The organism is Mycoplana azooxidifex, from assembly GCF_014196765.1.
GTDB lineage: Bacteria > Pseudomonadota > Alphaproteobacteria > Rhizobiales > Rhizobiaceae > Mycoplana > Mycoplana azooxidifex.
The window spans coordinates 114267-140990 of sequence record NZ_JACIEE010000001.1 but is presented as its reverse complement, the minus strand read 5'-3'; the positions used below and the strand labels follow the sequence as shown (position 1 = coordinate 140990).

Below are 26724 nucleotides of genomic sequence, written 5' to 3'. Positions count from 1 at the left end.
GGGTAGGGCGCAAACGGCGATCCGCCGGGGATCAGTCCGCTTCGGTGGCGATCTGCGCCTGCTGGTCGGGGTTCTCGGTCAGCAGCACTTCGACATCGGTGTTCTGCCCGGCGGTGACGGTGAAGTCGCGCTGGTAGATCCTGTTCTTGTTGCGGGCGACGGCCGTGTACTGGCCCTCGGCGAGCACCAGCGTCGGGAAGGCGCCGACGCTTTCGCTGACGACGTCGCCCGACGAGGTGAGGATCGACCAGGCGGTGTCGGCGATCGCCTCGCCGCCCTCCTCGGAGACGAGCTTCAGCGTGAGCTTCGCCGCGCGGTGCTGGATCGTGGCCTCGATCAGCTTGCCGGCCTCGACCTGGATGTCGGCACGAATCACGGCATTGACCGTGCCGTAGTCGGAAACCACGTGATAGGTTCCGGCATTGAGCCGGACGACCGTACTCGCCTTCACGTTCGGCACGACGAGGCTGCGCTCGCCGTCCTCGCCGACTTCGGAGGCGTAGATCGAGAAGGTGAGTTCGTTCGGCGGAATGCGCACGTCCGAACCGGACACGGCATTGAGCATGATGCCGCCGGCATCGAGAACCATGACCTGGTTTTCGACCGGGCCGGTCTCGGGCACCAGCAGCTTCTTCGTTGCGGCGGCGCGGCCGAAGGCGACATTGACGAAGTATTCGCCCGGAACCAGCTGGAAGGCGGCCGAGCCGCCCTCCGAGGAGGCCAGCAGCGGCAGCTTGCCGTCGGCGTCGGGAATGGGCGAGAAGACCCGCCAGCTGAGCCCGTGCTGCATCGGCTTGCCGTCCTTGGTCAGCAGCGCCTCGCACAGGATATCGCGCAGGTTCTTCGGCTCCACCTCGCCAGTGACGAGCGGATTGAAGGAAGTGAGCTTGCCGCTCTTCTTCGGCGTGGTGATCTGGGAAAAGCTGTCCAGCGTCTCCTGGGCCAATGCCGGAAATGCCGCGCATACCGCCGTACAGAGGCAGGCGATCCTGGCAAGGGCGGAAATGCTTGGGGTGGGCATGGCGAAGGTTGACTTCCTTAATCGTTGGTTCCACTTCAATGCCCGGCAAATGGCATTTTCATGGCCGACCGATGGCCGCACGTTAGTGGAACTTCCCCCTGATGAAAACCGATATCAGACTTATCGACTATCTTTCCAACCGCCGCTCGATCCCCGCCTTCCAGATGGCGGCGCCGGGACCCGGCCGCGCGGAAATCGAGCAGATGCTCAGGCTCGCCTCGCGCGTGCCGGACCACGGCAAGCTCGCACCTTGGCGCTTCATCGTCTATCGCGGCCAGGAGCGGGAGCGAATCAGCGCCGAGCTGGCAAGGATCGCGATCGCCGACAAGCCCGACCTTTCGGCGGAGATGGTCACGGTGGAGAACACGCGGCTGTCGCGCGCTCCGGTCGTGGTCGCGGTCGTGAGCACGGCAGCGCCGCATTTCAAGGTTCCCGAGTGGGAGCAGCTGATGTCGGCAGGGGCTGTGTGCCTCAACCTTCTGATGGCGGCCAATGCGCACGGCTTTGCCTCCAACTGGCTGACGGAATGGTTCGCCTTCGACGCGCGCGCCTATCCGATCCTCGGCGTGAAGCCCGGAGAGAAGGTGGCCGGCTTCATCCATATCGGAACCGCAATGGTGCCGCCCACCGAAAGGCCACGGCCGGACCTGAAGGAGATCGTCTCCTGGGTCGGCGAAGAGGGGTGAGGGCGCAAGCAATGTTCTACGACACGGCGGCGAATGCGCATGGCCTGGCCCACGATCCGTTCAAGGCCATCGTCTCCCCGCGGCCGATCGGCTGGATCGGCACCCGGGGCGCGGGCGGGATCCACAATCTCGCACCCTATTCCTTCTTCAACGCGATCAGCGACAAGCCGAAGCTCGTCATGTTTTCTTCCAGCGGCCACAAGCACAGCGTGCGTAACATCGAGGAGACGGGCGTCTTCACCTGCAGCTTTGTCGGTCGCGGCCTGATGGAGCAGATGAACATGACCTCGCTGACGGCGCCCTACGAGGAGAGCGAGTTCGAATTGGCTGGCCTGACCCCGCAGCAGGCCAATCTCGTCGACGCGCCCTTCGTCGCCGAGGCGCTGGCTGTGCTCGAGTGCCGGATGACGGAGGTTATGCGCCCGCGCGACGTGGACGGGACGCTGTCGGAAAGCTGGGTGGTGTTCGGCCAGGTGGTCGGAATACACATCAAGGAAGAGGCGATCCGTGACGGACGCTTCGACATGGCGGCGGCGCGGCCGATCGGCCGCATGGGCTACATGGACTATTGCGATGCCGGCGACGTGTTCGAGATGATGCGGCCGCAGCGGCGGTAGGCCGGGCCTGCGGGGCGGGTCGCTCAGGGCGGCGATGCGAACGCCTGGTTTATGATCGCGAGCTGGCCGGCAGCGACGGCGACGCGGCCGTCGAATCCGTCCGCGCGGGCGCGGCGGCAATCGGCCGCAAAATCGCTGCCGCCTTCTGCCACCTCGTAAACCGGGACACCGGCAACCTTCGCCGACATCAGCGTCGCCGTGCGCGCGCTGGCGAAGGCATGCGTCCAGGCGCCGTCATCGTTGCGGCAGCGTGAGGCGCCGAGGAGGCGTGCCAGCGCCCGCCAGTCCCAGACGAGGCCGGAAAGCCGCGCCGATTTTCCGTCGAATCCGGCGTCGTCGAAGGGGGCGGGCAGGATACCGTCGGTCCAGGCGAGAATGCGCGTCGTCCCCGGAGCCACGCCTTCGATCGCCTCTGCGACCGACAGCAGCACATCCAGCCGCTGGACGTCTGCGCCCGACCGGCAACCCATGAGTGCGAGCGCAAACGGTTTCAGACGAACCGCAGCACGGAGGGTGGCCTCGCTTTCGTCAGCGGGAACAAGGACGATGCAGGTTCCTGGCGCTGGCAGGGGCGGGGCGCGGCAGACGAGGGCATCGGCCGCGGCGATCTCTTCGGCCGCGGTGTCTTCGGTCCATTCGAGGAGGGAATGCAGGCTTCCGATCATCGCTCCTTGTAAGCCGGCTGCGAAATCGCCGCAATCGGGGTGCCCGGCGGTCGTTAAGGAACATGGTGAACCAAACGTAAACCATTTATCGCTAACGTTTCCCCATCGCACAGAATATCCGAACGCTGGGGCACATTGTGATCATCAACGCCTTTCTCCGATGGGTGGAAACCGCCAAGGCGGGCGATCGGGCGCGGGCGGCAGGCGCATTGGCGCGTGCCTATGCCAACGCATCGATCGGCATCGACGAGCGGCACGCCGCGGAAATGGCGATGATCTTCCTGCTCGACGATCCCGCGCCGAAGGTCCGCCTCGCAATGGCAGAGGGGATAGCGGATCATCCGGACGCACCGCGCGCGGTCATCGTGCCGCTTTCGGAGGATCAGCCGGAAATCGCCGCCCAGGTCATCCTGCGTTCGCCGGTCCTTACCGATGCCGATCTCGTCGATCTCGCCGCCCGGGCCAGCGCCCTGACCCGTGCGCTGATCGCCCACCGGCCCAGCGTGTCGCGCGCCGTGTGCGCGGCCGTGATCGAGGTCGGCAATGTCTTCGACGTGCGTACGCTGCTCGAAAACGACGGCGCCTGCATCGGCGCCCGCAGCCTCAAGCGGATCTGCGAGAGGCATGGGGACGATGCCGAAATTCGCGCTCTTCTCTTCGATCGGGACGACCTTCCCTGCGATGCGCGGCATGCCCTTGTCGAAAAGGTGGGCGCAGCCCTTGCCGGCGACGCGCTCGTTCAGGCGATGGTGGGCAGCGGCCGGATTGAACGGGTCGCGCGCGAGGCCTGTGACGTCGCCACGATCACGCTCGCCGCGGAGCTGGAGACGGGCGAGATGGACCAGTTGGTCGAGCACCTGCGCATTGGCGGCCGCTTGACGCCGGTGCTTCTGATGCAGGCGCTCTGCGCCGGGCGTATCGCGTTCTTCGCGGCCACCATGGTCAATCTTTCGGGACAGAGCGAGAGGCGCGTGCGTTCGATCCTGGCCGATGGCCGTCGGCAGGCGATCGGTGCGCTGTTCGAGACGGCGGGACTCGGGCGCGACATCAGCGCGCTCTTTGCCGAGGCCGTGCTGTTGTGGCGAAACGATGCGCGCGACGGCGCCGGCAGGATGACGGTGACGGCGCGGCTTGCGATGCGCACGCGCGAAGCGCGAGGGGCCGCGTCTGCAGCCTTACTGGAGATGATCGAAGGGCTTGCGCTCGCCGAGCAGCGCCAATCCGCCCGCAGCTTTGCCCTGCTGGCTGCGCAGGACGCCGCGTAGGCCTTCAGGCTCCAGATACGTCGCGAGCTTCCAGATTTGTTCCTGGCGCTTCCTGCCCTTGCCGCAGAGCGCCCCGTGCTTCCGCGCGGCAGGCGTCAGTCGGCGAACTTCCGCACCACCCAGCTATAGCCGTCTTCCGCATAACGGAACGGTTTTGTCACCGTGTCGCGAATGGCGCCTGTGTCCGGAAGATTGCGGCGGAGCATGGCGATCGTGCGCGTGGTGATGCCGCCTTCTTTGGACGCGGCCGATGACGGTTCGGGCGGGGCAGGCGCCGCCGGTTCGGTCGCGGGAGTCGGCAGGGCGGTTGCCTGGGCGCCGGGTTGCGGCGCGAGGACGTCCGGTGCCTCGGCATTCTGCTGGCCATTCCTGCTTTCGCAGACGGCGACGACGACAGGATAGTTGGCGTTCTGGTAGCGCGTCATCTGCGCTTCGGACTGGGCGTCGCACAGGGCCACCGACTGCCAGGTGCTGTCGACGGTGTCGATATAGTGGCACTGCGTGACCGAATCGTCGCAGCCGAGGATGGTCATGACGATGAGTGCGGCCTTCATGCGCGGGCGTCCTTCCTGTCCGGGGACACGACCTTTGCCTGTCCCCGAAATTGCGTTTCACCGATTCGCAAAAGCTGCGCCGATCCAGGGCTTAGACGGGGTCAATGGCACGGAATTGTGGCGTGTGATCCTGCAATCAGATGTCGAGGTTCTCGGCGAAGACGGCGCGTTCCTGGATGAAACGGAACCGGGCGTCGGCCTTGGTGCCCATCAGGTTGTCGACCGCATCGCGCGTGCCCTCGAAATCGACGTCGTCGATCGCGACCTTCAGCAGCGTCCGCTTCTTGGGATCCATCGTCGTTTCCTTCAACTGCGCCGGCAGCATCTCGCCGAGGCCCTTGAAGCGGCTGATCTCGACCTTGCCGCGGCCGGAAAACTCCGTCCGCATCAGCTCCTCCCGGTGCGCGTCGTCGCGCGCATAGCCAACCTTCGCCCCCTGGCTGAGCCGATAGAGCGGGGGGACTGCGAGATAGAGGTGGCCGCCGCGGATCAGCTCGGGCATTTCCTGGTAGAAGAAGGTGATGAGCAACGAGGCGATATGGGCGCCGTCGACGTCGGCATCGGTCATGACGACGACGCGCTCGTAGCGCAGGTCCTCCTCGCGGTACTTCGAGCGGGTGCCGCAGCCGAGCGCCTGGATCAGGTCGGCGAGCTGCTGGTTGGCGCCGAGCTTCTCGCGGCCGGCGCTGGCGACGTTGAGGATCTTGCCGCGCAGCGGCAGGATCGCCTGGTTGGCACGGTTGCGCGCCTGCTTGGCCGAACCGCCGGCCGAATCGCCTTCGACGATGAAGAGTTCGGCGCCGGCCGCGGAATTCTGCGAGCAGTCGGCAAGCTTGCCGGGCAGGCGCAGCTTGCGCACCGCGGTCTTGCGGTTGACTTCCTTTTCCTTGCGGCGCCGCAGACGTTCCTCGGCGCGCTCGATCACCCATTCGAGCAGCTTGTCCGCTTCGGCAGGGTTGTCGGCGAGGTAGTGGTCGAACGGATCGCGCAGCGCGTTCTCGACGATGCGCTGGGCTTCGACGGTAGCGAGCTTGTCCTTGGTCTGGCCGACGAATTCGGGTTCGCGGATGAACACTGACAGCATGCCGACGGCGGAGATCATGACGTCGTCGGTGGTGACGGCCGCCGCGCGCTTGTTCTGCGTCAGCTCGGCATAGTTCTTCAGGCCCTTGGTCAGCGCGATGCGCAGACCCGCCTCGTGGGTACCGCCGTCAGCCGTCGGGATCGTGTTGCAATAGGAGTGGATGAGGGAATCGCCGCCGTACCAGGTGACGGCCCATTCCAGCGCGCCGTGGCCGCCGGATTTCTCCGTCTTGCCGGCGAAGATCTCCCGGGTGACGGTGTACTCCTTGCCGAGCGTGGCCTGCAGGTAGTCCTTCAGGCCGCCGGGGAAATGGAAGACGGCCTTGTCCGGCGTCTCGGAGCCTTCCGGCAGCAGCGCCGGATCACAGCTCCAGCGGATCTCGACGCCGCCGAACAGATAGGCCTTGGAGCGGGCCATGCGGAAGACGCGGGCGGGATCGAAGCGGGCATGCGGCCCGAAGATCTCCGGGTCGGGATGGAAACGCACCTTGGTGCCGCGGCGGTTCTGCACGTCGCCGATCTCTTCCAGGGGCCCCTGCGGCACCCCGCGGGAGAAGCGTTGGCGATAGAGCTTGCGGTTGCGGGCGACCTCCACCTCGAGATCGTCGGACAGCGCATTGACGACGGAGACGCCGACGCCGTGCAGGCCGCCCGAGGTCTCGTAGGCCTTGCCGTCGAACTTGCCGCCGGCATGCAGCACCGTCAGGATCACCTCCAGCGTCGACTTGCCCGGCATCTGCGGGTGGTTTTCCACCGGGATGCCGCGGCCGTTGTCGGTCACCGACAGGTAGCCCTCGACGTCGAGCGAGACTTCGATGAAGTTGGCATGTCCGGCGACCGCCTCGTCCATCGAGTTGTCGATCACTTCGGCGAAGAGGTGATGCAGCGCCTTCTCGTCCGTGCCGCCGATATACATGCCCGGCCGCATGCGGACCGGCTCGAGCCCTTCGAGCACGCGGATGGCGGAGGCATCGTAGTTGCCGCCGTCGGCTGCCGGCGTCGCCGGGCGCGGGGCCGCGGGAGGCACGGGCACGGCAGCGGCCGGCGGCTGCGGCGTGGCCGGCGTCTCCGCGGCGGCAGGGGCGGACTTCGGCGTGCTGTCGATGTTGGCGAAGAGATCGTTGTTGTCGTCCATCGGGCTTTTCAGACTTCTAAGCTTGCGGCCGTGGGAGGCTGCCTGGGGAGGTAGGCCGCTTCGGCTTGGAATTTCAAGGGTTCGCACCGGATCGGCGAATCACCGGCAGTTTGCCAGATTTCGGCCGGTTTCGCGATTCGTTCTCGTTTGAGGCCGGCATCGCGCCGATGAAATCGTCGCCCGAGGATTGCGTCGCCGGACCCGGAATGGCAAGACTTTCCGCCCGAAGGGAACCAGACTTGATGTCGCAGTCCACAATTCATTGCCGCGCAAGGGCCGTTTTCGCACGGACGCGGCTTGTTCTGGCCGCATTCGTCGTGTCGGCGCTGCCCGCCTTTTCCGCCCTGGCCACCGAGCTCGCGCCCTGGAAGGACGAGCTGTTCGGCTATCCGGCTGTCATCGAGAGCAGCGACGGCGGCGCGCTCCGGGTGGTCGACTATCAGGAAATGCGCGACATCAACGGCCGCGACCAGGTGCCGGAGCGGCGCGCCAAGGCGGCCTATGTCTCGACCGCGGTGAAGCGGCAGCAGGAGAACCTGACGCTTTCGACGCCTGCCGGACCGGTCGACGTCGCCGTCACCGGCAGGCAACAGGGGGCCGCCTTTTCCGTCATCTTCATCCACGGGCGCGGCGGCGACCGCAGGCTCGGCAACAACGACTGGAGCTTCGGCGGCAACTTCAACCGCCTCAAGAACCTCGCCGTGCGCAACGGCGGTGTCTACTATTCCGCCAGCGTCACGAGCTTCGACGAGAAGGGGGCAGCAGCGATCGCAGGGTTGATCGAAGTGGCGCGGCGGAATTCTCCGGGGACGCCGATCGTTCTCAGCTGCGCTTCCATGGGAAGCTTCATCTGCTGGCAGATCGCCCGCGATCCTGCGGCCGTGGAAAACCTTGCCGGCATCATCGTCATGGGTGGTGCGACGGATCCCGGCTACGTCGGCAGCGCCGCCTACAAGGCGAAGCTGCCCGTCTATTTCACCCATGGCGAAGGCGACAAGGTCTATGCCGCGCAGGACCAGGTTGCCCTGTTCCGCAAGCTGCTGGGCGCGGGGATCCCAACCCGGTTCGTCCTCTTTCGCACCGGATCGCATGGCACGCCGGTCCGCATGACCGACTGGCGCGAGACGCTGAACTGGATCTTTGCGCATTGATATCGCCAGGTCCCCGGATCCGGCGCGCAGCCCTTACTTTGACCGCGCGCTTCTGCTAGGGCGCGCCCTGAGCCGAACGTAACCTTGAGGAGGCAAGATGACCCCGGATGTGACACCGCTCGTGGCGGGAAACTGGAAGATGAACGGCACCCGCGATTCGCTGAACGAGATCAAGGCGATGGGCGAAGGCGTGAAGGGACCGCTTTCGGAGAAGGTCGAGGCGCTGATCTGCCCGCCGGTGACGCTGCTCTATGTCTCCACCGCGCTCTGCGACGACAGCCCGCTGCTGATCGGTGCGCAGGACTGCCATGAGAAGGTTTCCGGTGCGCATACCGGCGACGTCTCCGCCGAAATGATCGCCGATTGCTTCGGCACCCATGTCATCGTCGGCCATTCGGAGCGGCGCACCGACCACGGCGACACCGACCAGCTGGTGCGTACCAAGGCGGAGGCCGCGCATGCGGCCGAGCTCGTAGCGATCGTCTGCATCGGCGAGACGGAGGCCGAGCGCAAGGGCGGCAGGACGCTCGAGGTTCTCAAAACCCAGCTTGCAGGCTCGGTTCCCGACGGCGCCACGGCGGCCGACACCGTGATCGCCTACGAGCCGGTCTGGGCGATCGGGACAGGGCTGACGCCGACTTCGGCCGACGTCGCCGAGGCGCATGCCTTCATGCGCGCGGAACTGAAGGCGCGGTTCGGCGGGGAGGGGGCGAAGATGCGCATCCTCTATGGCGGCTCGGTGAAGCCCGCGAACGCGAAGGAACTGATGGCGGTGGAGAATGTCGACGGCGCGCTGGTGGGCGGCGCGAGCTTGAAATCCGGCGATTTCCTTGCCATCTACCGCGCTTACGAAGAACTGGTGGCCTGAAGGCGGCAATTGTCGCGCAGGGCTTGGAATGGCCGGCGGCTTGGTATATTGAGCCGCCAATCTTCTCGTTTGCGCCTTCGGGCAGGATTTAATCATGCAGACCGTATTGCTTGTCATCTATCTCATGGTCGTTGTGGCGCTGATCGGCATCGTGCTGGTCCAGCGGTCCGAAGGCGGCGGCCTCGGCATCGGCGGCGGCTCCGGCTTCATGTCGGCGCGCGGTGCGGCCAATGCCCTGACCCGGACGACGGCGATCCTCGCGACGCTGTTCTTCGTGCTGGCGCTCGCCATGGGCATCCTGTCGCGCTACGAGACGCAGCCGACCGACATTCTCGACCGGATCCCCGGAACGACGGGTACGGGCAACGGCGTGCTGGATTCGCTCGGCGGCGAGGCGACGCCCTCGACCGAACAGCCGGCCCCGGCAACCCCGGCCGCTCCCGCGGCACCGACCAACGGCGTGCCGACCGATAGTGGTGCGGCACCCGGCACCGCTCCGGCGACGGGTGGTGCAGCCGCTCCTGCGGCGCCGGCCCCGAACACGGGCGTTCCGACAGGGCAGTAATCGTCGGAAAAGACGTGAACCGGCCGGCAGGCGTAAAGCCCGCCGGCCTTCTTCTTGTGTAGACCAGTGACGTTCCTCCACGGAAAGATTCCCGCAAGGGCGATTTTTCGGTGGCGGAATCATTTATGAAAAGGTATCCGGTGAATCCCATGGCGCGATATGTATTCATCACTGGCGGCGTGGTTTCTTCCCTCGGAAAAGGAATTGCCGCCGCCGCTCTCGGAGCGTTGCTGCAGGCCCGTGGTTACCGGGTCCGCCTGCGCAAGCTGGACCCCTATCTCAACGTCGATCCGGGCACGATGAGCCCGACGCAGCACGGAGAGGTGTTCGTCACAGACGACGGTGCGGAGACAGACCTCGATCTCGGCCACTACGAGCGCTTCACCGGGCGCTCGGCGACGAAGACCGACAACATCACCACCGGCCGGATCTACAAGAACATCATCGACAAGGAACGGCGCGGCGACTATCTCGGCGCCACCGTCCAGGTCATCCCGCACGTCACCAACGAGATTAAGGCCTTCGTCACCGAGGGCAACGAGGACTACGACTTCGTCATCTGCGAGATCGGCGGCACCGTCGGTGACATCGAGGCGATGCCGTTCATGGAGGCGATCCGCCAGCTCGGCAACGACCTGCCGCGCGGCACGGCCGTCTATGTCCACCTGACGCTGATGCCCTATATTCCGGCGGCCGGCGAATTGAAGACCAAGCCGACGCAGCACTCCGTCAAGGAGTTGCAGGCGATGGGCATCCACCCGGACATCCTGCTGGTCCGTGCCGACCGAGAAATCCCCGAGGCCGAGCGCAAGAAGCTGTCGCTGTTCTGCAACGTCCGCCAGACGGCCGTCATCCAGGCGCTCGACGTCGCCTCGATCTACGACGTGCCGCTCGCCTACCACAAGGAAGGCCTCGACGACGAGGTGCTGGCCGCCTTCGGCATCGAGCCGGCGCCCAAACCTCGCCTCGAAGCCTGGCAGACGGTATCCGACCGCATCAAGACGCCGGAAGGCGAGGTGACGATCGCGATCGTCGGCAAATACACCGGCCTGAAGGACGCCTACAAGTCGCTGATCGAGGCGCTGTATCACGGCGGCATCGCCAATCATGTGAAGGTGAAGCTCGACTGGATCGAGTCGGAAGTGTTCGAGAAGGAAGATCCGGCGCCCTACCTCGAAAAGGTGCACGGCATCCTGGTGCCCGGCGGCTTCGGCGAGCGCGGCTCGGAAGGCAAGATCAACGCGGCGCGCTTCGCCCGCGAGCGCAAGGTTCCCTATTTCGGCATCTGCTTCGGCATGCAGATGGCCGTGGTCGAGGCAGCGCGCAATCTTGCCGGCGTCGAAAAGGCGTCCTCGACGGAGTTCGGCAAGACCGAGGAGCCAGTGGTCGGTCTCATGACCGAGTGGGTGAAGGGCAACGAGCTGCAGAAACGCACGGCGTCCGGTGACCTCGGCGGCACCATGCGTCTCGGCGCCTACCGCGCGACGCTGAAGTCCGGCACGAAGATCGCCGATATCTATGGTTCCAACGAGATCTTCGAGCGCCACCGCCACCGCTACGAGGTCAATGTCGACTACAAGGACAGGCTCGAAAGCTGCGGCCTCGTCTTCTCCGGCATGTCGCCGGACGGCGTGCTGCCGGAGACGATCGAATATCCCGACCATCCCTGGTTCATCGGCGTGCAGTATCATCCGGAACTGAAGAGCCGCCCGCTCGATCCGCATCCGCTGTTCGCAAGCTTCATCGAGGCGGCGCTGGAACAGTCGCGGCTGGTGTAGCCCTCTCACGAACAGGGTTCTGTTTTTGCGGCCTGGCGGCGACGCCGGGCCGTTTTCATATCCATGTCCGGGCGGAGAGTTTCCGGGGTCAGCCGCCGTTGCGCAACCTGCGGACCAGCTTGTGGCAGCGGCGGAGTGCGGTGAGCGCTGCACCTGCGGCGACGATCCAGAGGGCTGTCTCGATGACCGTCTGCTGCCGGTCCCATGCGACGGAAAGCGCGGAGAGGACGGCTGCCGCCGTCATCACCGCCATCCGGTGCTGCTTGGCCATCGGGCCGGAGAAGTCGCCCGGGGCGCCGCTGGCGCGGCCGAGTTCGCGGACATAGGCGGTCAGGACGGCGAATGCGGCCGCCGACCAGCCGAGCGCGGGCAAGCCGATCCCGTAGCCGGCGCCGGCGAGGATCAGGATGTCGGCGATCCGGTCTGGGAACTCGTTCCAGAAGGGCCCGTCGGTCTCGGCCTTGCCCCCTTCGACGGCGACCATGCCGTCGAAGAGGTTGCAGAGCAGGCGCAACTGGCAGAAGAGGGCGGCCGCAAGCAGCAGGATTATGGAGAGGGCGCCTTCCCGCGAGGCTCCGAGCCAGAAGCAGGCGCCGGCTACGGCAGCCGCGGCCATGCTGGCCTGCGAGATGCGGTTGGGCGTGACCGACCGGGCGGCGAGCCAGCGGGCGATCGACCTCGCCCATTGCGTATCGCGGCTGGAAAGGGGGCGGCGGTCTCCGCTGGCGGTCATGGCGCGCGCTGCTCCTTGCGGTAGAGCGAATAGTTGTAGAGGGCGGCATAGCTCGTCGAGACGAGCAGGGGAAGGGCGACCGTGCCTGCCACTTCCGGCGTGCCTGCGAGCATGTGGACGGCCAGAAGCAGCGTGGCCGAGAGGGCGATTGCGATTGCGGGCGGCACCCCGAGCGCAGCCGATCCCTTGAAGCGGCGGGCGAGCCGTTCGATTGTGGACTTCAGGAACAGCGTGATCAGCGCGGAGAGCATGCCCTGCACGACGCCGGCCGCCAACATCCGGGGCAGGCTGTGATCGCGATTGGCGAACAGGGCCCAGCCGCCCATGGCGAGAAAGGCTATCGCCATGTGGCCGAGACCGCTGCCTGCCAGTCGGCGGATCGCTCCGGTCATGTCAGCGACCAGCCGTAGCGGACGATGTGGAAGAAGATCGGGGCGGAAAAGATCACCGAATCGAGCCGGTCGATCAGTCCGCCGTGACCCTCGACGATATGGCCCCAGTCCTTGACGCCGCGGTCTCGCTTGATCGCCGACATGACGAGCCCGCCGAAGAATCCCATCAGCGTGATGACAAGTGCGAGAAGCCCGGCCTGCAGCGGCGTGAACGGCGTGATCCACCAGAGCGCCGCGCCGATCAGCGTCGCGCTCGCCACGCCCCCTAAGAAACCCTCGACGGTCTTGGACGGCGACAGGCGGGGGGCGATCCTGGTGCGGCCGAAGAGCTTGCCCCAGACATACTGCAGCACGTCGCTCATCTGGACGACGATGACGAGGAAGGCGATCAGCAGAACGTTGCGCCCCTCGTAGCCGGGGATCTGCAGCGTCAGCAGGGCCGGCACATGGGAGATGCAGAAGACGCAGATCATCAGCGCCCACTGGACCTCGGCGACGCGATCGAGGAACCGTTCCGTGTCGCCGCGCAGCACCGCTGCGATCGGCATCAGCAGGAAGGCATAGACGGGAATGAAGATTGCATAGAGGCCGTACCAGTCGGTCGCCACGAGATAATACTGCACCGGCAGAACGACGAAGAAGGCGGCGGCCAGCGCCCAGTGATCGGCGCGGCGGGTGCGGGTCAGCGTCACGAATTCGCGCAGGGCTGCGAATGAGCAGAAGGCGAACAGCACGATCACGCCGGCGCGGCCGGCCAGAAACGCAATGCCGATCAGCGCCACCATCACCCACCAGGCATTGATGCGTGCGTTCAGGTTTTCGATGGAGGCGTTGCTGCGATCCGGCGACAGCCGGCGTTGCAGCACCTGGCCGATGACGGTCGCGATGATCAGGAAGGCGCAGATGCCGAGCACGAGGGTGAGGAGATCGGAGCGGGCCTCGGTCATGCGGCGGTGTCCGTGTGCGGCGAGAGCGAAAGGAGGGCGGCGCGGGCGCGGTCGAGAAAGTCCTGCTTGGGCTCGTCGGCGCACACGCGCAGGGGCTGGCCGAAGGTCACGGTGCAGATCAGCGGAATCGGCACGAATTCGCCCTTCGGCATGACGCGGTTGAGGTTGCTGATCCAGACCGGGACGAGCTCGACATCCGGTCGCAGCTTCGCCAGGTGATAGAGCCCGCTCTTGAACGGCAGAAGCGGATCGTCGGTCTGGTTGCGGGTACCCTCGGGGAAGAGGATCAGCGAGGCGCCCTCGTCGAGCGTGCCCGCCATGCGGGCGACGGGATCGTCGCTGCGGGTCTCCGGCTGGCGTTCGATCAGCACCGCGTTGAAGACGTCGCGGCCGACAAAGCGCGTCAGCCTCGACTTCAGCCAGTATTCCGCGCCGGCCACCGGTCGCGTCCGGCGACGCTCGCGCGGCGGCAGGACAGTCCAGATCAGGATGAAATCGCCATGGCTGCTGTGGTTGGCGAAGTAGACGTGCTGGCGCGACGGCGGACCGTCGGGCGACCAGATGGCACGGACGGCTGTGACAGCACGGGCGAACAGGAGGATCAGCGTCGAAACGGGACCGGCGATCGGGTGGCGGCCGCGGCTGCGCGCGTCGGCGGATATCTGGTCAGGGGTAGCCACGTCCGTGCCTGTCGTCATTTTCGTTGGGTTGCGGTTGGACCCCGGCCCGCCAAGGTCTTTCGCTCTCACGTTTGAAGCCGTCGGATTATTCCAGCGAAAATCGCCCGCCGGTCGATCAGGACCGGCGGGCGATCGTGGAATGGACGTTGCCGGCGGAGGACATCATGTCCCCCGCCGGCAATCCGGCTGGCTTCACTCAGCCGGCGGCAACTCGCTGACATCCATCGTCTGCAGCCTGTCACCGATTGCCGACGCGTCACCCGGCGCGGCCCGGCCGCGCAGGGAATTCTCCGAGATATCGATGATCGGCTGCGACGTCCCGGTACGCGAAACCGAAGGCACGGGCTCAAGATCGCTCTCCTGGCGGAGCGGCGCCGGGACGTTGCCGGCGCGGTTGCCGCGGGCGGCCTCCAACTGACCCGTGAGGATCGCCCGATCGGTGCGAAGCTGCCGGATCTCCGACTTGGCGATCTCCAGGCTCGTCCGCAACTGGCTGATCTCGTGGCGATCGCTATCGGCGCGGGTCTCCATGTCACGGCGCGCTTCCTCCCAGTCGCGATCGCGCTGGTTGCGCACGCCCTCGAATTCGCGCAATTTCAATGAGAGTTCGCTGTTCTGCATGGCAAGGTCGCGGCGTGCATTTTCGCTCTCGCTGCCGGCGGAACGTGCGCGCGTCAGCTCGTCCGCCAGCCGTTCGGCACGTGCCGTGGTCGAGTGCGCGTCGCTCTTGAGGCGCTTCAGCTCGGCTCGCGTCGTGCGCAGTTCCTCGTCGGTCATGCGGTTGCGGCCGTTGGCGGTCGCAAGCAGCTTCTCCGCCAGATCCGCCTTGGAGCCGATAGCCTCCTGGCGCGTGTTCATATGGGCAATCTGCAGCGCGGTTGCGTTCTGGACGCCCTCCAGTTCCTCCTCGAGGTTGCGGTTCTTTTCCTCGAGGACGGTGATCTCCTGGCGGAGGCCGGTGACGCTTGCCTGCAGGCTGCGAACGAGAGTTTCCTGCTGGGTCAGCGTGTTTTTCAGCTGGCTCTTTTCCTCGTTGACGCGCGTGATCTCGCGCGCCTGCGCGGCGGTCTCCCGGCGCGAGGTCTCGATCAGCAGTTGGTGGGCTGTCGATTCGACGTCGAGCTTCTCCCGCAGTGCGGAGAGTTCGCGGCTGCGGACCTCCAGCTCCCTCTGCGTGCGCTTCATCAGCGCGTTCGCCTCGTCGAACTGGCCGCTTCTGTCGGACATCTCGCGTTCGGCGTCGGCCAGTCGCATCTCCACGATGGAGAGTTCCTCGCAGGTCACCCCATGCAGCGCCTGGAGCTTGACGAACTCCTGCCGGATCGCGTCGATCTCGACGCGCAACTGTGCGTTGCTGGCACGGACCTCCTTGCTGTCGGAAGCAAGCCGGCCGTTGTCCTGTTCGAGCCTCCGGCGGGTGCCGGTCTCGTGTTCCAGAAGCGAACCGAGCCGGTTGCATTCGGACCGCAGCCCGCCGACTTCGGAAAGCAGGCGCGCGTGGCCGGTGACGAGCGTCGATACGCGATCCTGCACGAGGGCGAGCGTCGTGACGAGTTCCTCCGAGGATTGCTTGTTTTCCTCGAGCGCCAGGCCGAAGGCCTCAAAGTCGAGCGGATCGGCGGATGCGGCAGGCGCCACCGGATCGACGGACGGCGCTGCAGAAATGGGAATCCCAATTCCGTCAGGCAGGTACCTGGTTGCGGGATTGCCGGCATGCCTGCCGCTGTCCTCACTACGACGAAAAAGGTTCATGACCATCCCTCAGCCCCTCGGCGACGTCAAACTGTCCTGCAACCCGACACCCCGCCCCAGGGCCCCCGAATTGCGCATTTACTTCCGTATTTCAGCATGTTCGCATGGTCGGCCCGCTTCCGGGCTTTCGCGAGCAGGTAAGACGTTCGCGGTAAAATTGTCAAAACGGGATCCTGCACGGATCGAGGCAACCGGAGGTAATCAACAGCTTTTTTTGAACCGTTGGAACCGTCCTGCAGCCTGACGTTACGGTAGTTTAGCGGCAGCTTTTTCGCCCATGCGCATGCACGCGCGTGCCGCCCTTGCAATGCAGTCTCAAAAAGGGCAAAGCACGGCCAATGGATGAGCCCGGATCACCTTCATGAGTGCGAAGCCCAGGACAGCGCGTCCGATCGATCACCTGATCCTGCCGGTCTGCGAGATCGCAACGGCACGGCAGCGGCTGACCATGCTGGGGTTCACCGTCGCGGCCGACGCGCGCCATCCCTTCGGGACGGAAAACTGCTGCGTGTTTCTCGGTGACGGCAGCTATCTGGAGCCGCTCGGGATCGCCAACCGGGAGGAATGCGAGGCGGCAGCGCGGGCCGGCAACGTCTTTGTTGGACGGGACCAGGCCTTCCGCTTTCGCCGCGGCGCCGACGGCTTCTCGGGGATTGCGATGGCGACCGACGACGCGCGCGACGACGATGCCCGCTATCGCGCCGAGGGCCTGTCGGGTGGCGAGATGCTGGAATTTTCCCGCGATATGCTGCTGCCGGACGGCAGCAGCGCCACCGGCAGCTTCCGGCTCGCGTTTGCCGCCGATGCGCGCGCGCCCGATTTCTTTTTCTTCTCCTCGCAGCGTGTCGTCGCCCTGCCGTCTGACCGCAAGGCCCTGGGGCAGCATGCCAATGGCGCGGTCGCGCTGTCCGAGGTCGTACTGTCGGAGCAGAACCCGACTGATTTTCAGTATCTGCTGCAGACAGCCGCGGACGAGCGCGAGGTCGAGGCCCATTCCTTCGGCATGAGCGTGGATACGCCACGCGGCCGCATCAGCGTGCTCAATTTCGCCGGGATGCAGGGCTTCTATGGCATCGACCCGGCATCGACCGATCGCGGGCTGAAGGGCGAGGCGGTGGTATTTCGGGTGACCGATCTCGGTCGCTGCCGCAGGCATCTGGAAGACAACGCCATCGAATATATGGAGCGCGGCGGTCGCCTGCTGGTGCCGGCCGCGCCAGGGCAGGGCGCCCTTTTCGTCTTTGGAGAATGATATGGAAACCAATTCAGTCGTCACCGCCGGGGAAGGCAAGGGCAAGGTCACGTTCTCGCAGAAGGAGCGGCTGACGCTGATCGCCGGTCCCTGCCAGATGGAGAGCCGCGACCATGCCTTCATGATCGCCGGCACGCTGAAGGAACTGTGCGGCAAGCTCGGCATGGGCCTTGTCTACAAGTCGTCCTATGACAAGGCCAACCGCACCTCGATTTCCGGCAAGCGCGGCATCGGCCTGGAAAAGGCGATGGAGATCTTTTCCGATCTCAAGAAGGAGTTTGGCTTCCCGGTCCTGACCGACGTCCATACCGAGGAACAGTGCGGGCTGGTGGCGCCGACCGTAGACGTCCTGCAGATCCCGGCCTTCCTGTCGCGCCAGACCGACCTCCTTGTCGCCGCTGCCAAGACCGGGCGCGTGATCAACGTCAAGAAGGGCCAGTTCCTGGCGCCCTGGGACATGAAGAACGTGCTTTCGAAATTCACCCAGAGCGGCAATCCGAACGTGCTGCTGTGCGAACGCGGCGCGTCCTTTGGCTACAATACGCTCGTCTCCGACATGCGCTCGCTGCCGATCATGGCCTCGCTCGGCGCGCCGGTCGTTTTCGACGCGACGCATTCGGTGCAGCAGCCGGGCGGGCAGGGCGGCTCCTCCGGCGGCCAGCGCGAGTTCGTGGAGACGCTGGCGCGGGCGGCGGTTGCCGTCGGCGTCGCTGGCGTCTTCATCGAGACGCATGAGGATCCGGATAACGCGCCCTCGGACGGGCCGAACATGGTGCCGCTGAAGGACATGCCGCGGCTTCTGGAAAAGCTGCTCGCCTTCGACGCCGTCGCCAAGGGCTGACCGGGATTCGTGGCACCGTCATCACGATGGTGTCACAAGGCTCAGCTAGCCGGAGACGGCGAGCTTGCAATTCCGTCGGCTTCGACTAAGAGCTTTCAATCGATTAGATCACCGCTGACCCGCTCATACACAGGGAAGAAAACCATGACCGCAATCATCGACATCATCGGCCGCGAGATCCTCGACAGCCGCGGCAACCCGACCGTCGAAGTGGACGTTCATCTCGAGGACGGTAGTTTCGGCCGCGCCGCAGTCCCGTCGGGCGCCTCCACCGGTGCGCATGAGGCGGTCGAGTTGCGCGACGGCGGCACCCGCTACCTCGGCAAGGGCGTCGAGCGCGCCGTCGATGCGGTCAACGGCGAGATCTTCGAGGCGATCGGCGGCCTTGAGGCCGAGAACCAGATCGAGATCGACGACGCCATGATCGAGCTCGACGGCACGCCCAACAAGGCCCGCCTCGGCGCCAACGCCATCCTCGGCGTCTCGCTCGCCGTGGCCAAGGCAGCAGCGGCCGCCTCCGGCCTGCCGCTCTACCGCTATGTCGGCGGCCCCAATGCTCGCGTCCTTCCCGTTCCGATGATGAACATCATCAACGGCGGCGCGCATGCCGACAATCCGATCGATTTCCAGGAATTCATGATCGTGCCGGTCGGCGCCGATACCATCCGCGACGCCGTCCGCATGGGCTCGGAAGTGTTCCACACGCTGAAGAAGCAGCTCGCCGCCGACGGCCACAACACCAATGTCGGCGACGAGGGCGGCTTTGCGCCGGGGCTGGCGTCTGCGCCGGCAGCCCTCGACTTCATCATGAAGTCGATCGAGAAGGCCGGCTACAAGCCGGGCGACGACATGTTCATCGCGCTCGACTGCGCCTCGACCGAGTTCTTCAAGGACGGCAAGTACGTGCTCGAAGGCGAAGGCCGCACGCTGGAGCCGGGTGCCATGGCCGATTACCTCGCCGAACTGTCAGCCAAGTACCCGATCTTCTCGATCGAGGACGGCATGGCCGAGGACGACTGGGACGGCTGGAAGACGCTGACCGACAAGGTTGGTTCCAAGGTCCAGCTCGTCGGCGACGACCTGTTCGTCACCAACTCTTCGCGCCTGCGCGATGGCATCAAGATGGGCGTTGCCAACTCCATCCTCGTCAAGGTTAACCAGATCGGCTCGCTGTCGGAGACGCTCGACGCGGTCGAGACCGCTCACAAGGCCAGCTACACCGCGGTGATGTCGCACCGTTCGGGCGAAACCGAGGATTCGACCATCTCCGACCTCGCGGTCGCCACCAACTGCGGCCAGATCAAGACCGGCTCGCTGGCGCGTTCCGACCGGACCGCGAAGTACAACCAGCTGATCCGTATCGAAGAGCAGCTCGGCCCGCAGGCAAAGTACGCCGGCCGCTCGATCCTGCGCGGCTGAGACGGCCGACCATTTGCCGGTGAGGCGATTGCCCCTCACCCTAACCCTCTCCCCGCAGGCGGGGAGAGGGGACGCGGCATGAGCTGCCGACGTTGCGGCCTTTGCATCGATCATCTCAAAACTTTGGCACGCTTTGCGTCCTCGCGATTCCCTGAATGGCTGGAGAGGTGACGCAGCCTCGCCACATGCTTCCTTCTCCCCGCGTGCGGGAGATGGTGCCCGGCAGGGCGGATGAGGGGCGCTCTCCCGACAGGTATATCCTTCCGCAATTCCATCATGGTCAACGCTCGGTTAACCGATCGGCGCTAGAGTCCCTGTGTACTGCGTATCGGGACTTTTCCATGTGGACCAAGCATCACAAGAAGCGCCGGCTCGGCCGGTTCATCGTTCCGGCGATCACCGTCGCCTTTCTGTCCTATTTCAGCTATCATTCCGTCCATGGCGACTTCGGCCTGCGGGCGATGGAGACGTTCGAGCGAACGCGCGTCACGCGGCAGGCCAAGCTCGACGTGCTCGTTGCCGAGCGCAAGCGGCTCGAGCGCGAGGTGGCGCTGATGAGCGACGGCTCGCTCGAAAGGGACATGCTGGACGAGAAGGCGCGCTTCGCGCTGAACATGTCCCGGGCCGACGAGATCGTGATTTTTCACTGATTTCGGCGATTAACCGGAAGTAAGTTAATTCAAAATATTTGAACAATTTCAAATATTTATGGCGAATGCTAGCCATGCATTTATGGCATTGCTGAGGCCGCCTTCTTCCCCTATGTTGCCGCCAAAGGCAGAAACTCGGGAGGATTGTATGGCTCCGCGCAAGACCGCGACCGTATCGAGCCGCAAATCAGCGGCAAGGCCTGTCAAAAAAGACTTCAACGGCGGCACCGTCGTCGACTTTTCCAAGGAACAGGATCTGAACGCCTACCGCGAAATGCTGCTGATCCGGCGTTTCGAGGAGAAGGCCGGGCAGCTCTACGGCATGGGCTTCATCGGCGGCTTCTGTCACCTCTACATCGGCCAGGAAGCGGTCGTCGTGGGTATGCAGATGGCGCTGAAGGACGGCGACCAGGTCATCACCGGCTACCGCGACCACGGCCACATGCTGGCCTGCGGCATGAGCGCACGCGGGGTGATGGCGGAACTGACCGGACGCCAGGGCGGCCTTTCCAAGGGCAAGGGCGGCTCCATGCACATGTTCTCCAAGGAAAAGAACTTCTACGGCGGCCACGGCATCGTCGGCGGGCAGGTTTCGCTCGGCACCGGTCTCGCCTTCGCCAACCGCTACCGCGGCAACGACAACGTCTCGCTCGCCTATTTCGGCGACGGCGCTGCCAACCAGGGCCAGGTCTACGAGAGCTTCAACATGGCTGCTCTGTGGAAGCTGCCGGTGATCTACATCATCGAGAACAACCGCTACGCCATGGGCACCTCGGTCTCGCGCTCTTCGGCCCAGACCGATTTCTCCCAGCGCGGCGCCTCCTTCAACATTCCGGGCTACCAGGTCGACGGCATGGACGTTCGCGCGGTCAAGGCTGCTGCCGACGAGGCTGTCGAGCATTGCCGTTCCGGCAAGGGGCCGATCATCCTCGAGATGCTGACCTATCGCTATCGCGGTCACTCCATGTCCGACCCGGCGAAGTATCGTTCCAAGGACGAAGTGCAGAAGATGCGCTCCGAGCACGATCCGATCGAGCAGGTTCGCGCGCGCCTGCTGGAGAAGAAGTGGGCTTCCGAGGACGAACTGAAGCAGATCGACAAGGACGTCCGCGACGTGGTTGCCGATTCGGCCGATTTCGCCCAGTCCGATCCGGAGCCGGATGTATCCGAGCTCTACACCGACATTCTGATCTGATCCGGGCGGAGGAAACACCATGCCAATCGATATTCTCATGCCCGCCCTGTCTCCGACGATGGAAGAGGGCACGCTGTCCAAGTGGCTCAAGAACGAGGGCGATAGCGTCAAGGCGGGCGACGTGATCGCCGAGATCGAGACCGACAAGGCGACCATGGAAGTGGAAGCCGTCGACGAGGGCACGATCGCCAAGATCGTCGTGCCCGCCGGGACCGAGAACGTGAAGGTCAACGCGCTGATCGCTGTGCTCGCCGAGGAAGGCGAAGATGTCGACCAGCTCGGCAAGGGCGTCGGCGAGGACGAGGTCGAGGCCGGCCCGAAGGGTGCCGAAGTCGAGCCGGCCAAGGCTGAGGCTGCTCCGGCGGCACCGGTTCCGGCAGCGCCCAAGGTTGAAATCGCCGCCGATCCGGACATTCCGGCAGGCACCGAGATGGTCTCCACGACCGTGCGCGAAGCGCTGCGCGACGCCATGGCCGAGGAAATGCGCCGCGACGGCGACGTCTTCGTCATGGGCGAGGAAGTGGCCGAGTACCAGGGCGCCTACAAGATCACGCAAGGCCTGCTGCAGGAATTCGGCGACCGCCGGGTGATCGATACGCCGATCACCGAGCACGGCTTTGCCGGCGTCGGCGTCGGTGCGGCGATGACCGGCCTGAAGCCGATCGTCGAGTTCATGACCTTCAACTTCGCCATGCAGGCGATCGACCAGCTCATCAACTCGGCCGCCAAGACGCTCTACATGTCCGGCGGCCAGATGGGTGCGCCGATCGTCTTCCGCGGCCCGAACGGCGCGGCCGCCCGCGTCGCCGCCCAGCACTCGCAGTGCTATGCCGCCTGGTACAGCCACATCCCGGGCCTCAAGGTCGTCATGCCCTATACGGCAGCCGACGCCAAGGGCCTGCTGAAGGCTGCGATCCGCGATCCGAACCCCGTCATCTTCCTGGAAAACGAGATCCTCTACGGCCAGCACTTCGACGTGCCGAAGCTCGATGATTTCGTGTTGCCGATCGGCAAGGCGCGCATTCACAAGACCGGCAAGGACGTCACCATCGTCTCGTTCGGCATCGGCATGACCTATGCGACGAAGGCGATCGTGGAACTCGAAAAGGACGGCATTGACGTCGAACTGATCGACCTGCGCACCATCCGCCCGATGGACCTGCCGACGATCATCGAATCGGTGAAGAAGACCGGTCGCCTCGTCACCGTCGAGGAAGGCTATCCGCAGAATTCGGTCGGCACCGAGATCGCCACCCGCGTCATGCAGCAGGCCTTCGACTACCTGGACGCGCCGATCCTGACGATCGCCGGCAAGGACGTTCCGATGCCCTATGCTGCGAACCTCGAGAAGCTCGCGCTTCCGAACGTCGGTGAAGTCGTCCAGGCGGTGAAGACCGTCTGCTACAAGTAACGGGAGGGTGGAGACATGCCGATCAACATCACCATGCCTGCCCTTTCGCCGACCATGGAGGAGGGCAACCTTTCCAAGTGGCTCGTCAAGGAGGGTGACACGGTCAAGTCCGGTGACGTCATCGCCGAGATCGAGACCGACAAGGCGACGATGGAAGTCGAGGCCGTCGACGAGGGCATCGTCGCCAAGCTTGTCGTTCCGGCCGGCACCGAAGGGGTGAAGGTCAATTCGCTGATCGCGGTGCTTGCCGCGGACGGCGAGGACGTGAAGGCTGCCGCCAGTGGTGCTGGCGCCGCCGCTCCGGCACCGAAGGCGGAAGCGGCTCCGGCCGCGGCACCCGCGCCTGCCGCAAAGAGCGAGGCTGCGCCGGCCCAGGCGCCATCGGCACCTGCCGCGGCTGCTCCCGCCGCCAAGGCGGACGGCAATCGCACCTTCTCCTCTCCGCTGGCCCGACGTCTGGCAAAGGAAGCCGGGATCGACATTTCGGCGGTTTCCGGCTCCGGTCCGCATGGCCGCGTGGTCAAGGCCGACGTCGAGGCCGCCGTTTCCGGCGGTGGCGCAAAGAAGGCGGCAACGCCTGCTGCCGCTGCTGCGCCTGCCGCACCACTGGCAAAGGGCGCGTCCGACGATGCTGTCCTGAAGCTGTTCGAGGAAGGCTCCTACGAGCTCGTGCCGCATGACGGCATGCGCAAGACGATCGCCCGCCGGCTGGTGGAATCCAAGCAGACCGTGCCGCACTTCTATGTCTCGGTCGATTGCGAGCTCGATGCGCTGATGGCGCTGCGGGCGCAACTGAACTCCGCCGCGCACGAGAAGGACGGCAAGCCGGCCTACAAGCTCTCGGTCAACGACATGGTGATCAAGGCCATGGCGCTCGCCCTGAGGGATGTTCCGGATGCCAACGTCTCCTGGACCGATGCCGCGATGGTCAAGCACAAGCATTCGGACGTCGGCGTTGCGGTGTCGATCCCGGGCGGCCTGATCACGCCGATCATCCGCCATGCGGAGACGAAGAGCCTGTCGGCCATCTCCAACGAGATGAAGGACCTCGGCAAGCGCGCCAAGGAACGCAAGCTGAAGCCCGAGGAATACCAGGGCGGCACGACCTCGGTCTCCAACATGGGCATGATGGGCGTGAAGAACTTCGCAGCCGTCATCAACCCGCCGCATGCGACGATCCTGGCCGTCGGCGCGGGCGAGCAGCGCGTCGTCGTCAAGGGCGGCGAGATGGTCATCGTCCAGGCGATGACGGTCACGCTCTCGACCGACCACCGCTGCGTCGACGGCGCGCTGGGAGCGGAGTTACTGAGCGCGTTCAAGCGCTACATCGAAAGTCCGATCGGGATGCTGGTCTAACGCGCGGAGATTCGGCCATGAAAACGGTCCTCTGCTATGGCGACAGCCTCACCTGGGGCTATGACGCGGTGACGCTCGGGCGCCATGCGCCGGAGGACCGTTGGCCGAGCGTGCTGCAAAGGGCGCTCGGGCCCGGCGTGCAGGTGATCGTCGAGGGGCTGAACGGCCGCACCTCTGCCTATGATGACAACCTCGCCGATTGCGACAGGAACGGCGCGCGCATCCTGCCGACGATCCTGCACAGCCACGATCCGATCGACCTCGTCGTCATCATGCTCGGCGCCAACGACATGAAGCCTATCGTCTGCGGCACGGCCTTCGGCGCGATGCGGGGCATGGAGCGGCTGGTCGAGCTGGTGCGGCACCATGCCTGGTCCTTCGACGGCACGGAGCAGCCGGAGATCCTGATCGTCTCGCCGCCGCCGCTCTGCGAGACGGCGAACACGGCATTCGCGGCGATGTTTTCGGGCGGAGTCGAGCAGTCGGCGATGCTGGCAACACTCTATGCCGACCTTGCCGACGAGAAGGGCTGCGGCTTCTTCGACGCGGGCTCGGTGGCGAAGACGTCGCCGCTCGACGGCGTGCATCTGGACGCCGAGAACACACGGGCGATCGGACGCGGGCTGGAGCCGGTGGTGCGCATGATGCTCGGGCTTTGAGGGTTGACGGGGATCAAGGAGCAGGGGGACGGGTAGGCTAGGCTGGTCGCATCAAACTCGAAGAGGAGATGCGACCATGTCGAACACGCCGCACCAGCTGGCAGAGGAATTTCCGGAGCATGTCGGCACGATCCGGCACCTGCGGGAGGTCGACGGGCACTTTCACCGCATCACGGATGCCTATGATGCGGTGAACCGGGCGATCCATCGGGCCGAGACGGATATCGAGCCCGCAGACGATTTTCGCATGGCCGACATGCGCAAGGAACGGATGCGGCTGAAGGACGAGATCTACGGGACGCTGACGCGGTTTGAGGCCGCAGACGAGCTTCCCTGAGGGACGGAAGGCAGCTTCCGCTCCTCTTGCAACGAAGGGCGCGCGGTCCCCGGAGCGGGGCCTTTGCCCGCAGAAGAGATAAAGAGGAGTGGAAGCGCTCATGTCGAATGCCTACGACGTCATCGTCATCGGTTCGGGTCCCGGCGGCTACATCGCCGCGATCCGCGCCGCCCAGCTTGGCCTGAAGACCGCGATCGTCGAGCGCGAACACCTGGCCGGCATCTGCTCAAACTGGGGCTGTATCCCGACCAAGGCGCTGCTGCGCTCGGCGGAGATCTTCCACTACGCGAAGCATCCGGGCGACTACGGCATCAAGATCGAAGGCAGCGTGACGCCGGACCTGAAGGCGATCGTCGCCCGCTCGCGCGGCATCGCGAGCCGCATGAACGGCGGCGTCGGCTTCCTGATGAAGAAGAACAAGGTCGACATCATCTGGGGCGAGGCGAAACTCACCAAACCCGGCGAGATCGTCGTCTCCAAGACTTCGAAGACGCCGGTCGAGCCGCAGGCGCCGCTGCCGAAGAATGTGCTGCCGGAAGGCACCTACACCGCCAAGCACATCATCGTCGCCACCGGCGCCCGCCCGCGTGCGCTGCCCGGCATCGAGCCGGACGGCAAGCTGATCTGGACCTATTTCGAGGCGATGAAGCCGGAAGCGATGCCGAAGTCGCTGCTCGTCATGGGGTCGGGCGCGATCGGTATCGAGTTCGCCTCGTTCTATCGCACGCTCGGCGTCGACGTCACGGTCGTCGAAGTGATGAAGACGGTGATGCCGGTCGAGGACGCGGAAATCTCGGCGCTCGCCAAGAAGCAGTTCGAGAAGCAGGGCATGAAGATCCATCTGGAGGCCAAGGTCACCAAGGTGGAGAAGGGCGCCAATTCGGTCACCGCCCATGTGGAAATGAAGGACGGCAAGGTCGAGAAGATCACCGCCGACCGGATGATCTCGGCCGTCGGTGTGCAGGCCAACATCGAGAACATCGGGCTGGAGGCTCTCGGCGTGAAGACCGACCGCGGCTTCATCGCCATCGACGGCTACGGCAAGACCAACGTGCCGGGCATCTATGCGATCGGCGATGTCGCCGGTCCGCCGATGCTGGCGCACAAGGCGGAGCACGAGGCGGTGATCTGCGTGGAGAAGATCGCCGGCCTGCCGAACGTCCATCCGATGGACAAGCTGAAGATCCCCGGCTGCACCTACTGCCATCCGCAGGTTGCCTCGGTCGGGCTGACGGAAGCCAAGGCCAAGGAGCAGGGCCGCGATATCCGCGTCGGCCGCTTCCCCTTCGTCGCCAACGGCAAGGCCATTGCTCTTGGAGAGGACCAGGGCATGGTGAAGACGATCTTCGACAAGAAGACCGGCGAGCTGTTGGGTGCCCATCTGGTCGGCGCCGAGGTGACCGAACTGATCCAGGGCTTCGTCGTGGCGATGAACCTCGAGACGACGGAGGAAGAACTGATGCACACGATCTTCCCGCACCCGACGATCTCGGAGACGCTGAAGGAAAGCGTGCTTGATGCTTACGGGCGGGCGCTGAACGCTTAAGGGAAGGCAAGCGAACCTCTCGGGCTGCCCCTCACCCTAGCCCTCTCCCCGCAAGCGGGGAGAGGGGACGTGGCCCACGCGCGGCTGGCGATCGACGGAGGTGTTGCGGCATCCGTCCTTCTCCCCGCCTGCGGGGAGAAGGTGCCGGCAGGCGGATGAGGGGCGC

The 26724-nt window shown here is 65.2% G+C and carries 26 protein-coding genes; 17 read left to right on the top strand and 9 right to left on the bottom strand.

The window, feature by feature from the left end:
* Positions 1-31: 31 nt before the first annotated feature.
* On the bottom strand, positions 32-1021 hold the full coding sequence (locus tag GGQ64_RS00660; protein ID WP_246422218.1) for a hypothetical protein: 990 nt from the start codon (positions 1019-1021) through the stop codon (positions 32-34).
* Between the two features lie 101 nt (positions 1022-1122).
* Between GGQ64_RS00660 and GGQ64_RS00655 the strand changes: the two genes are divergently transcribed.
* Positions 1123-1707, top strand: coding sequence for a nitroreductase family protein (locus tag GGQ64_RS00655; protein WP_183797837.1), 585 nt, complete (start codon positions 1123-1125; stop codon positions 1705-1707).
* An 11-nt stretch (positions 1708-1718) separates the two neighbouring features.
* Positions 1719-2324, top strand: a complete 606-nt coding sequence (locus tag GGQ64_RS00650; RefSeq protein ID WP_183797835.1) for a flavin reductase family protein — start codon at positions 1719-1721, stop codon at positions 2322-2324.
* A 23-nt stretch (positions 2325-2347) separates the two neighbouring features.
* On the opposite strand, the gene GGQ64_RS00645 is transcribed toward GGQ64_RS00650, so the two are convergent.
* Positions 2348-2989 carry a hypothetical protein gene (locus tag GGQ64_RS00645; protein WP_183797833.1) on the bottom strand — a complete coding sequence of 214 codons (642 nt, stop codon included), beginning with the start codon at positions 2987-2989 and terminating at the stop codon, positions 2348-2350.
* 137 nt (positions 2990-3126) lie between these two features.
* On the opposite strand from GGQ64_RS00645, the gene GGQ64_RS00640 reads away from it, so the two are divergent.
* Positions 3127-4254 (top strand): DUF2336 domain-containing protein, encoded by a 1128-nt coding sequence (locus GGQ64_RS00640; protein ID WP_183797831.1) that lies wholly within the window; start codon positions 3127-3129, stop codon positions 4252-4254.
* A gap of 95 nt (positions 4255-4349) precedes the next feature.
* Here the strand turns inward: GGQ64_RS00640 and GGQ64_RS00635 are convergent, their stop codons facing one another.
* A complete protein-coding gene (locus GGQ64_RS00635) occupies positions 4350-4808 on the bottom strand; it encodes a hypothetical protein (protein ID WP_183797829.1) in 459 nt (152 codons plus the stop codon).
* Between the two features lie 136 nt (positions 4809-4944).
* A complete protein-coding gene (gene parE, locus GGQ64_RS00630) occupies positions 4945-7026 on the bottom strand; it encodes a DNA topoisomerase IV subunit B (protein ID WP_183797827.1) in 2082 nt (693 codons plus the stop codon).
* Positions 7027-7268: 242 nt separating this feature from the next.
* Between parE and GGQ64_RS00625 the strand changes: the two genes are divergently transcribed.
* The 4 genes from GGQ64_RS00625 (at position 7269) to pyrG (ending at position 11388) form a co-directional block, all read left to right on the top strand.
* The gene (locus tag GGQ64_RS00625) at positions 7269-8177 is read left to right on the top strand and encodes an alpha/beta hydrolase (protein WP_183797825.1); all 909 of its coding nucleotides are present in this window, start codon (positions 7269-7271) and stop codon (positions 8175-8177) included.
* 97 nt (positions 8178-8274) lie between these two features.
* The gene (gene tpiA, locus GGQ64_RS00620) at positions 8275-9045 is read left to right on the top strand and encodes a triose-phosphate isomerase (protein WP_183797823.1); all 771 of its coding nucleotides are present in this window, start codon (positions 8275-8277) and stop codon (positions 9043-9045) included.
* A 94-nt stretch (positions 9046-9139) separates the two neighbouring features.
* Positions 9140-9610 (top strand): preprotein translocase subunit SecG, encoded by a 471-nt coding sequence (gene secG, locus GGQ64_RS00615; protein WP_183797821.1) that lies wholly within the window; start codon positions 9140-9142, stop codon positions 9608-9610.
* Between the two features lie 149 nt (positions 9611-9759).
* Positions 9760-11388 carry a CTP synthase gene (gene pyrG / locus GGQ64_RS00610; RefSeq protein WP_183797819.1) on the top strand — a complete coding sequence of 543 codons (1629 nt, stop codon included), beginning with the start codon at positions 9760-9762 and terminating at the stop codon, positions 11386-11388.
* Between the two features lie 88 nt (positions 11389-11476).
* Here the strand turns inward: pyrG and GGQ64_RS00605 are convergent, their stop codons facing one another.
* The 5 genes from GGQ64_RS00605 to GGQ64_RS00585 all read right to left on the bottom strand — a co-directional run bounded on the left by GGQ64_RS00605 (position 11477) and on the right by GGQ64_RS00585 (position 15892).
* A complete protein-coding gene (locus tag GGQ64_RS00605) occupies positions 11477-12121 on the bottom strand; it encodes a CDP-alcohol phosphatidyltransferase family protein (protein WP_183797817.1) in 645 nt (214 codons plus the stop codon).
* On the bottom strand, positions 12118-12513 hold the full coding sequence (locus tag GGQ64_RS00600) for a hypothetical protein (RefSeq protein WP_183797815.1): 396 nt from the start codon (positions 12511-12513) through the stop codon (positions 12118-12120). The genes GGQ64_RS00605 and GGQ64_RS00600 overlap by 4 nt, the downstream gene beginning before the upstream one ends.
* Positions 12510-13460 (bottom strand): phosphatidate cytidylyltransferase, encoded by a 951-nt coding sequence (locus GGQ64_RS00595; protein WP_183797813.1) that lies wholly within the window; start codon positions 13458-13460, stop codon positions 12510-12512. The genes GGQ64_RS00600 and GGQ64_RS00595 overlap by 4 nt, the downstream gene beginning before the upstream one ends.
* The gene (locus GGQ64_RS00590; RefSeq protein WP_343059376.1) at positions 13457-14140 is read right to left on the bottom strand and encodes a lysophospholipid acyltransferase family protein; all 684 of its coding nucleotides are present in this window, start codon (positions 14138-14140) and stop codon (positions 13457-13459) included. The genes GGQ64_RS00595 and GGQ64_RS00590 overlap by 4 nt, the downstream gene beginning before the upstream one ends.
* Positions 14141-14332: 192 nt before the next feature.
* Entirely contained in the window at positions 14333-15892 is a 1560-nt protein-coding gene (locus GGQ64_RS00585) for a coiled-coil domain-containing protein (protein ID WP_246422216.1), read from the bottom strand.
* A 361-nt stretch (positions 15893-16253) separates the two neighbouring features.
* Between GGQ64_RS00585 and GGQ64_RS00580 the strand changes: the two genes are divergently transcribed.
* The 10 genes from GGQ64_RS00580 (at position 16254) to lpdA (ending at position 26558) form a co-directional block, all read left to right on the top strand.
* On the top strand, positions 16254-17144 hold the full coding sequence (locus GGQ64_RS00580) for a VOC family protein (RefSeq protein WP_183797807.1): 891 nt from the start codon (positions 16254-16256) through the stop codon (positions 17142-17144).
* Position 17145: 1 nt separating this feature from the next.
* Positions 17146-17985 carry a 3-deoxy-8-phosphooctulonate synthase gene (gene kdsA / locus GGQ64_RS00575; RefSeq protein ID WP_183797805.1) on the top strand — a complete coding sequence of 280 codons (840 nt, stop codon included), beginning with the start codon at positions 17146-17148 and terminating at the stop codon, positions 17983-17985.
* A gap of 144 nt (positions 17986-18129) precedes the next feature.
* Positions 18130-19404 (top strand): phosphopyruvate hydratase, encoded by a 1275-nt coding sequence (gene eno / locus GGQ64_RS00570; protein ID WP_183797803.1) that lies wholly within the window; start codon positions 18130-18132, stop codon positions 19402-19404.
* A 341-nt stretch (positions 19405-19745) separates the two neighbouring features.
* Positions 19746-20054 carry an FtsB family cell division protein gene (locus GGQ64_RS00565; protein ID WP_183797801.1) on the top strand — a complete coding sequence of 103 codons (309 nt, stop codon included), beginning with the start codon at positions 19746-19748 and terminating at the stop codon, positions 20052-20054.
* Positions 20055-20202: 148 nt separating this feature from the next.
* On the top strand, positions 20203-21249 hold the full coding sequence (pdhA, locus tag GGQ64_RS00560; protein WP_183797799.1) for a pyruvate dehydrogenase (acetyl-transferring) E1 component subunit alpha: 1047 nt from the start codon (positions 20203-20205) through the stop codon (positions 21247-21249).
* Positions 21250-21268: 19 nt separating this feature from the next.
* Complete coding sequence (locus GGQ64_RS00555) at positions 21269-22660, top strand: pyruvate dehydrogenase complex E1 component subunit beta (protein WP_183797797.1); 1392 nt, start codon at positions 21269-21271, stop codon at positions 22658-22660.
* A gap of 15 nt (positions 22661-22675) precedes the next feature.
* A complete protein-coding gene (locus GGQ64_RS00550; RefSeq protein ID WP_183797796.1) occupies positions 22676-24016 on the top strand; it encodes a pyruvate dehydrogenase complex dihydrolipoamide acetyltransferase in 1341 nt (446 codons plus the stop codon).
* A 17-nt stretch (positions 24017-24033) separates the two neighbouring features.
* Positions 24034-24675: an SGNH/GDSL hydrolase family protein gene (locus tag GGQ64_RS00545; protein WP_183797794.1), complete on the top strand. Its 642-nt coding sequence runs from the start codon at positions 24034-24036 to the stop codon at positions 24673-24675.
* Between the two features lie 76 nt (positions 24676-24751).
* The gene (locus GGQ64_RS00540) at positions 24752-25012 is read left to right on the top strand and encodes an HP1242/YdcH family protein (RefSeq protein WP_183797792.1); all 261 of its coding nucleotides are present in this window, start codon (positions 24752-24754) and stop codon (positions 25010-25012) included.
* Between the two features lie 100 nt (positions 25013-25112).
* Positions 25113-26558, top strand: a complete 1446-nt coding sequence (gene lpdA, locus GGQ64_RS00535; RefSeq protein WP_183797791.1) for a dihydrolipoyl dehydrogenase — start codon at positions 25113-25115, stop codon at positions 26556-26558.
* Positions 26559-26724: the final 166 nt, after the last annotated feature.

Coding starts and splice junctions, on each gene's coding strand:
- GGQ64_RS00585 (WP_246422216.1), bottom strand. CDS start 15,892: ATGAACCTTTTTCGTCGTAGTGAGGACAGCGGCAGGCATGCCGGCAAT.
- GGQ64_RS00550 (WP_183797796.1), top strand. CDS start 22,676: ATGCCGATCAACATCACCATGCCTGCCCTTTCGCCGACCATGGAGGAG.
- GGQ64_RS00555 (WP_183797797.1), top strand. CDS start 21,269: ATGCCAATCGATATTCTCATGCCCGCCCTGTCTCCGACGATGGAAGAG.
- pdhA (WP_183797799.1), top strand. CDS start 20,203: ATGGCTCCGCGCAAGACCGCGACCGTATCGAGCCGCAAATCAGCGGCA.
- kdsA (WP_183797805.1), top strand. CDS start 17,146: ATGGAAACCAATTCAGTCGTCACCGCCGGGGAAGGCAAGGGCAAGGTC.
- pyrG (WP_183797819.1), top strand. CDS start 9,760: ATGGCGCGATATGTATTCATCACTGGCGGCGTGGTTTCTTCCCTCGGA.
- GGQ64_RS00635 (WP_183797829.1), bottom strand. CDS start 4,808: ATGAAGGCCGCACTCATCGTCATGACCATCCTCGGCTGCGACGATTCG.
- GGQ64_RS00595 (WP_183797813.1), bottom strand. CDS start 13,460: ATGACCGAGGCCCGCTCCGATCTCCTCACCCTCGTGCTCGGCATCTGC.
- GGQ64_RS00660 (WP_246422218.1), bottom strand. CDS start 1,021: ATGCCCACCCCAAGCATTTCCGCCCTTGCCAGGATCGCCTGCCTCTGT.
- secG (WP_183797821.1), top strand. CDS start 9,140: ATGCAGACCGTATTGCTTGTCATCTATCTCATGGTCGTTGTGGCGCTG.
- parE (WP_183797827.1), bottom strand. CDS start 7,026: ATGGACGACAACAACGATCTCTTCGCCAACATCGACAGCACGCCGAAG.
- GGQ64_RS00605 (WP_183797817.1), bottom strand. CDS start 12,121: ATGACCGCCAGCGGAGACCGCCGCCCCCTTTCCAGCCGCGATACGCAA.
- GGQ64_RS00645 (WP_183797833.1), bottom strand. CDS start 2,989: ATGATCGGAAGCCTGCATTCCCTCCTCGAATGGACCGAAGACACCGCG.
- lpdA (WP_183797791.1), top strand. CDS start 25,113: ATGTCGAATGCCTACGACGTCATCGTCATCGGTTCGGGTCCCGGCGGC.
- GGQ64_RS00650 (WP_183797835.1), top strand. CDS start 1,719: ATGTTCTACGACACGGCGGCGAATGCGCATGGCCTGGCCCACGATCCG.
- eno (WP_183797803.1), top strand. CDS start 18,130: ATGACCGCAATCATCGACATCATCGGCCGCGAGATCCTCGACAGCCGC.
- GGQ64_RS00655 (WP_183797837.1), top strand. CDS start 1,123: ATGAAAACCGATATCAGACTTATCGACTATCTTTCCAACCGCCGCTCG.
- GGQ64_RS00545 (WP_183797794.1), top strand. CDS start 24,034: ATGAAAACGGTCCTCTGCTATGGCGACAGCCTCACCTGGGGCTATGAC.
- GGQ64_RS00600 (WP_183797815.1), bottom strand. CDS start 12,513: ATGACCGGAGCGATCCGCCGACTGGCAGGCAGCGGTCTCGGCCACATG.
- GGQ64_RS00625 (WP_183797825.1), top strand. CDS start 7,269: ATGTCGCAGTCCACAATTCATTGCCGCGCAAGGGCCGTTTTCGCACGG.
- GGQ64_RS00565 (WP_183797801.1), top strand. CDS start 19,746: ATGTGGACCAAGCATCACAAGAAGCGCCGGCTCGGCCGGTTCATCGTT.
- tpiA (WP_183797823.1), top strand. CDS start 8,275: ATGACCCCGGATGTGACACCGCTCGTGGCGGGAAACTGGAAGATGAAC.
- GGQ64_RS00540 (WP_183797792.1), top strand. CDS start 24,752: ATGTCGAACACGCCGCACCAGCTGGCAGAGGAATTTCCGGAGCATGTC.
- GGQ64_RS00580 (WP_183797807.1), top strand. CDS start 16,254: ATGAGTGCGAAGCCCAGGACAGCGCGTCCGATCGATCACCTGATCCTG.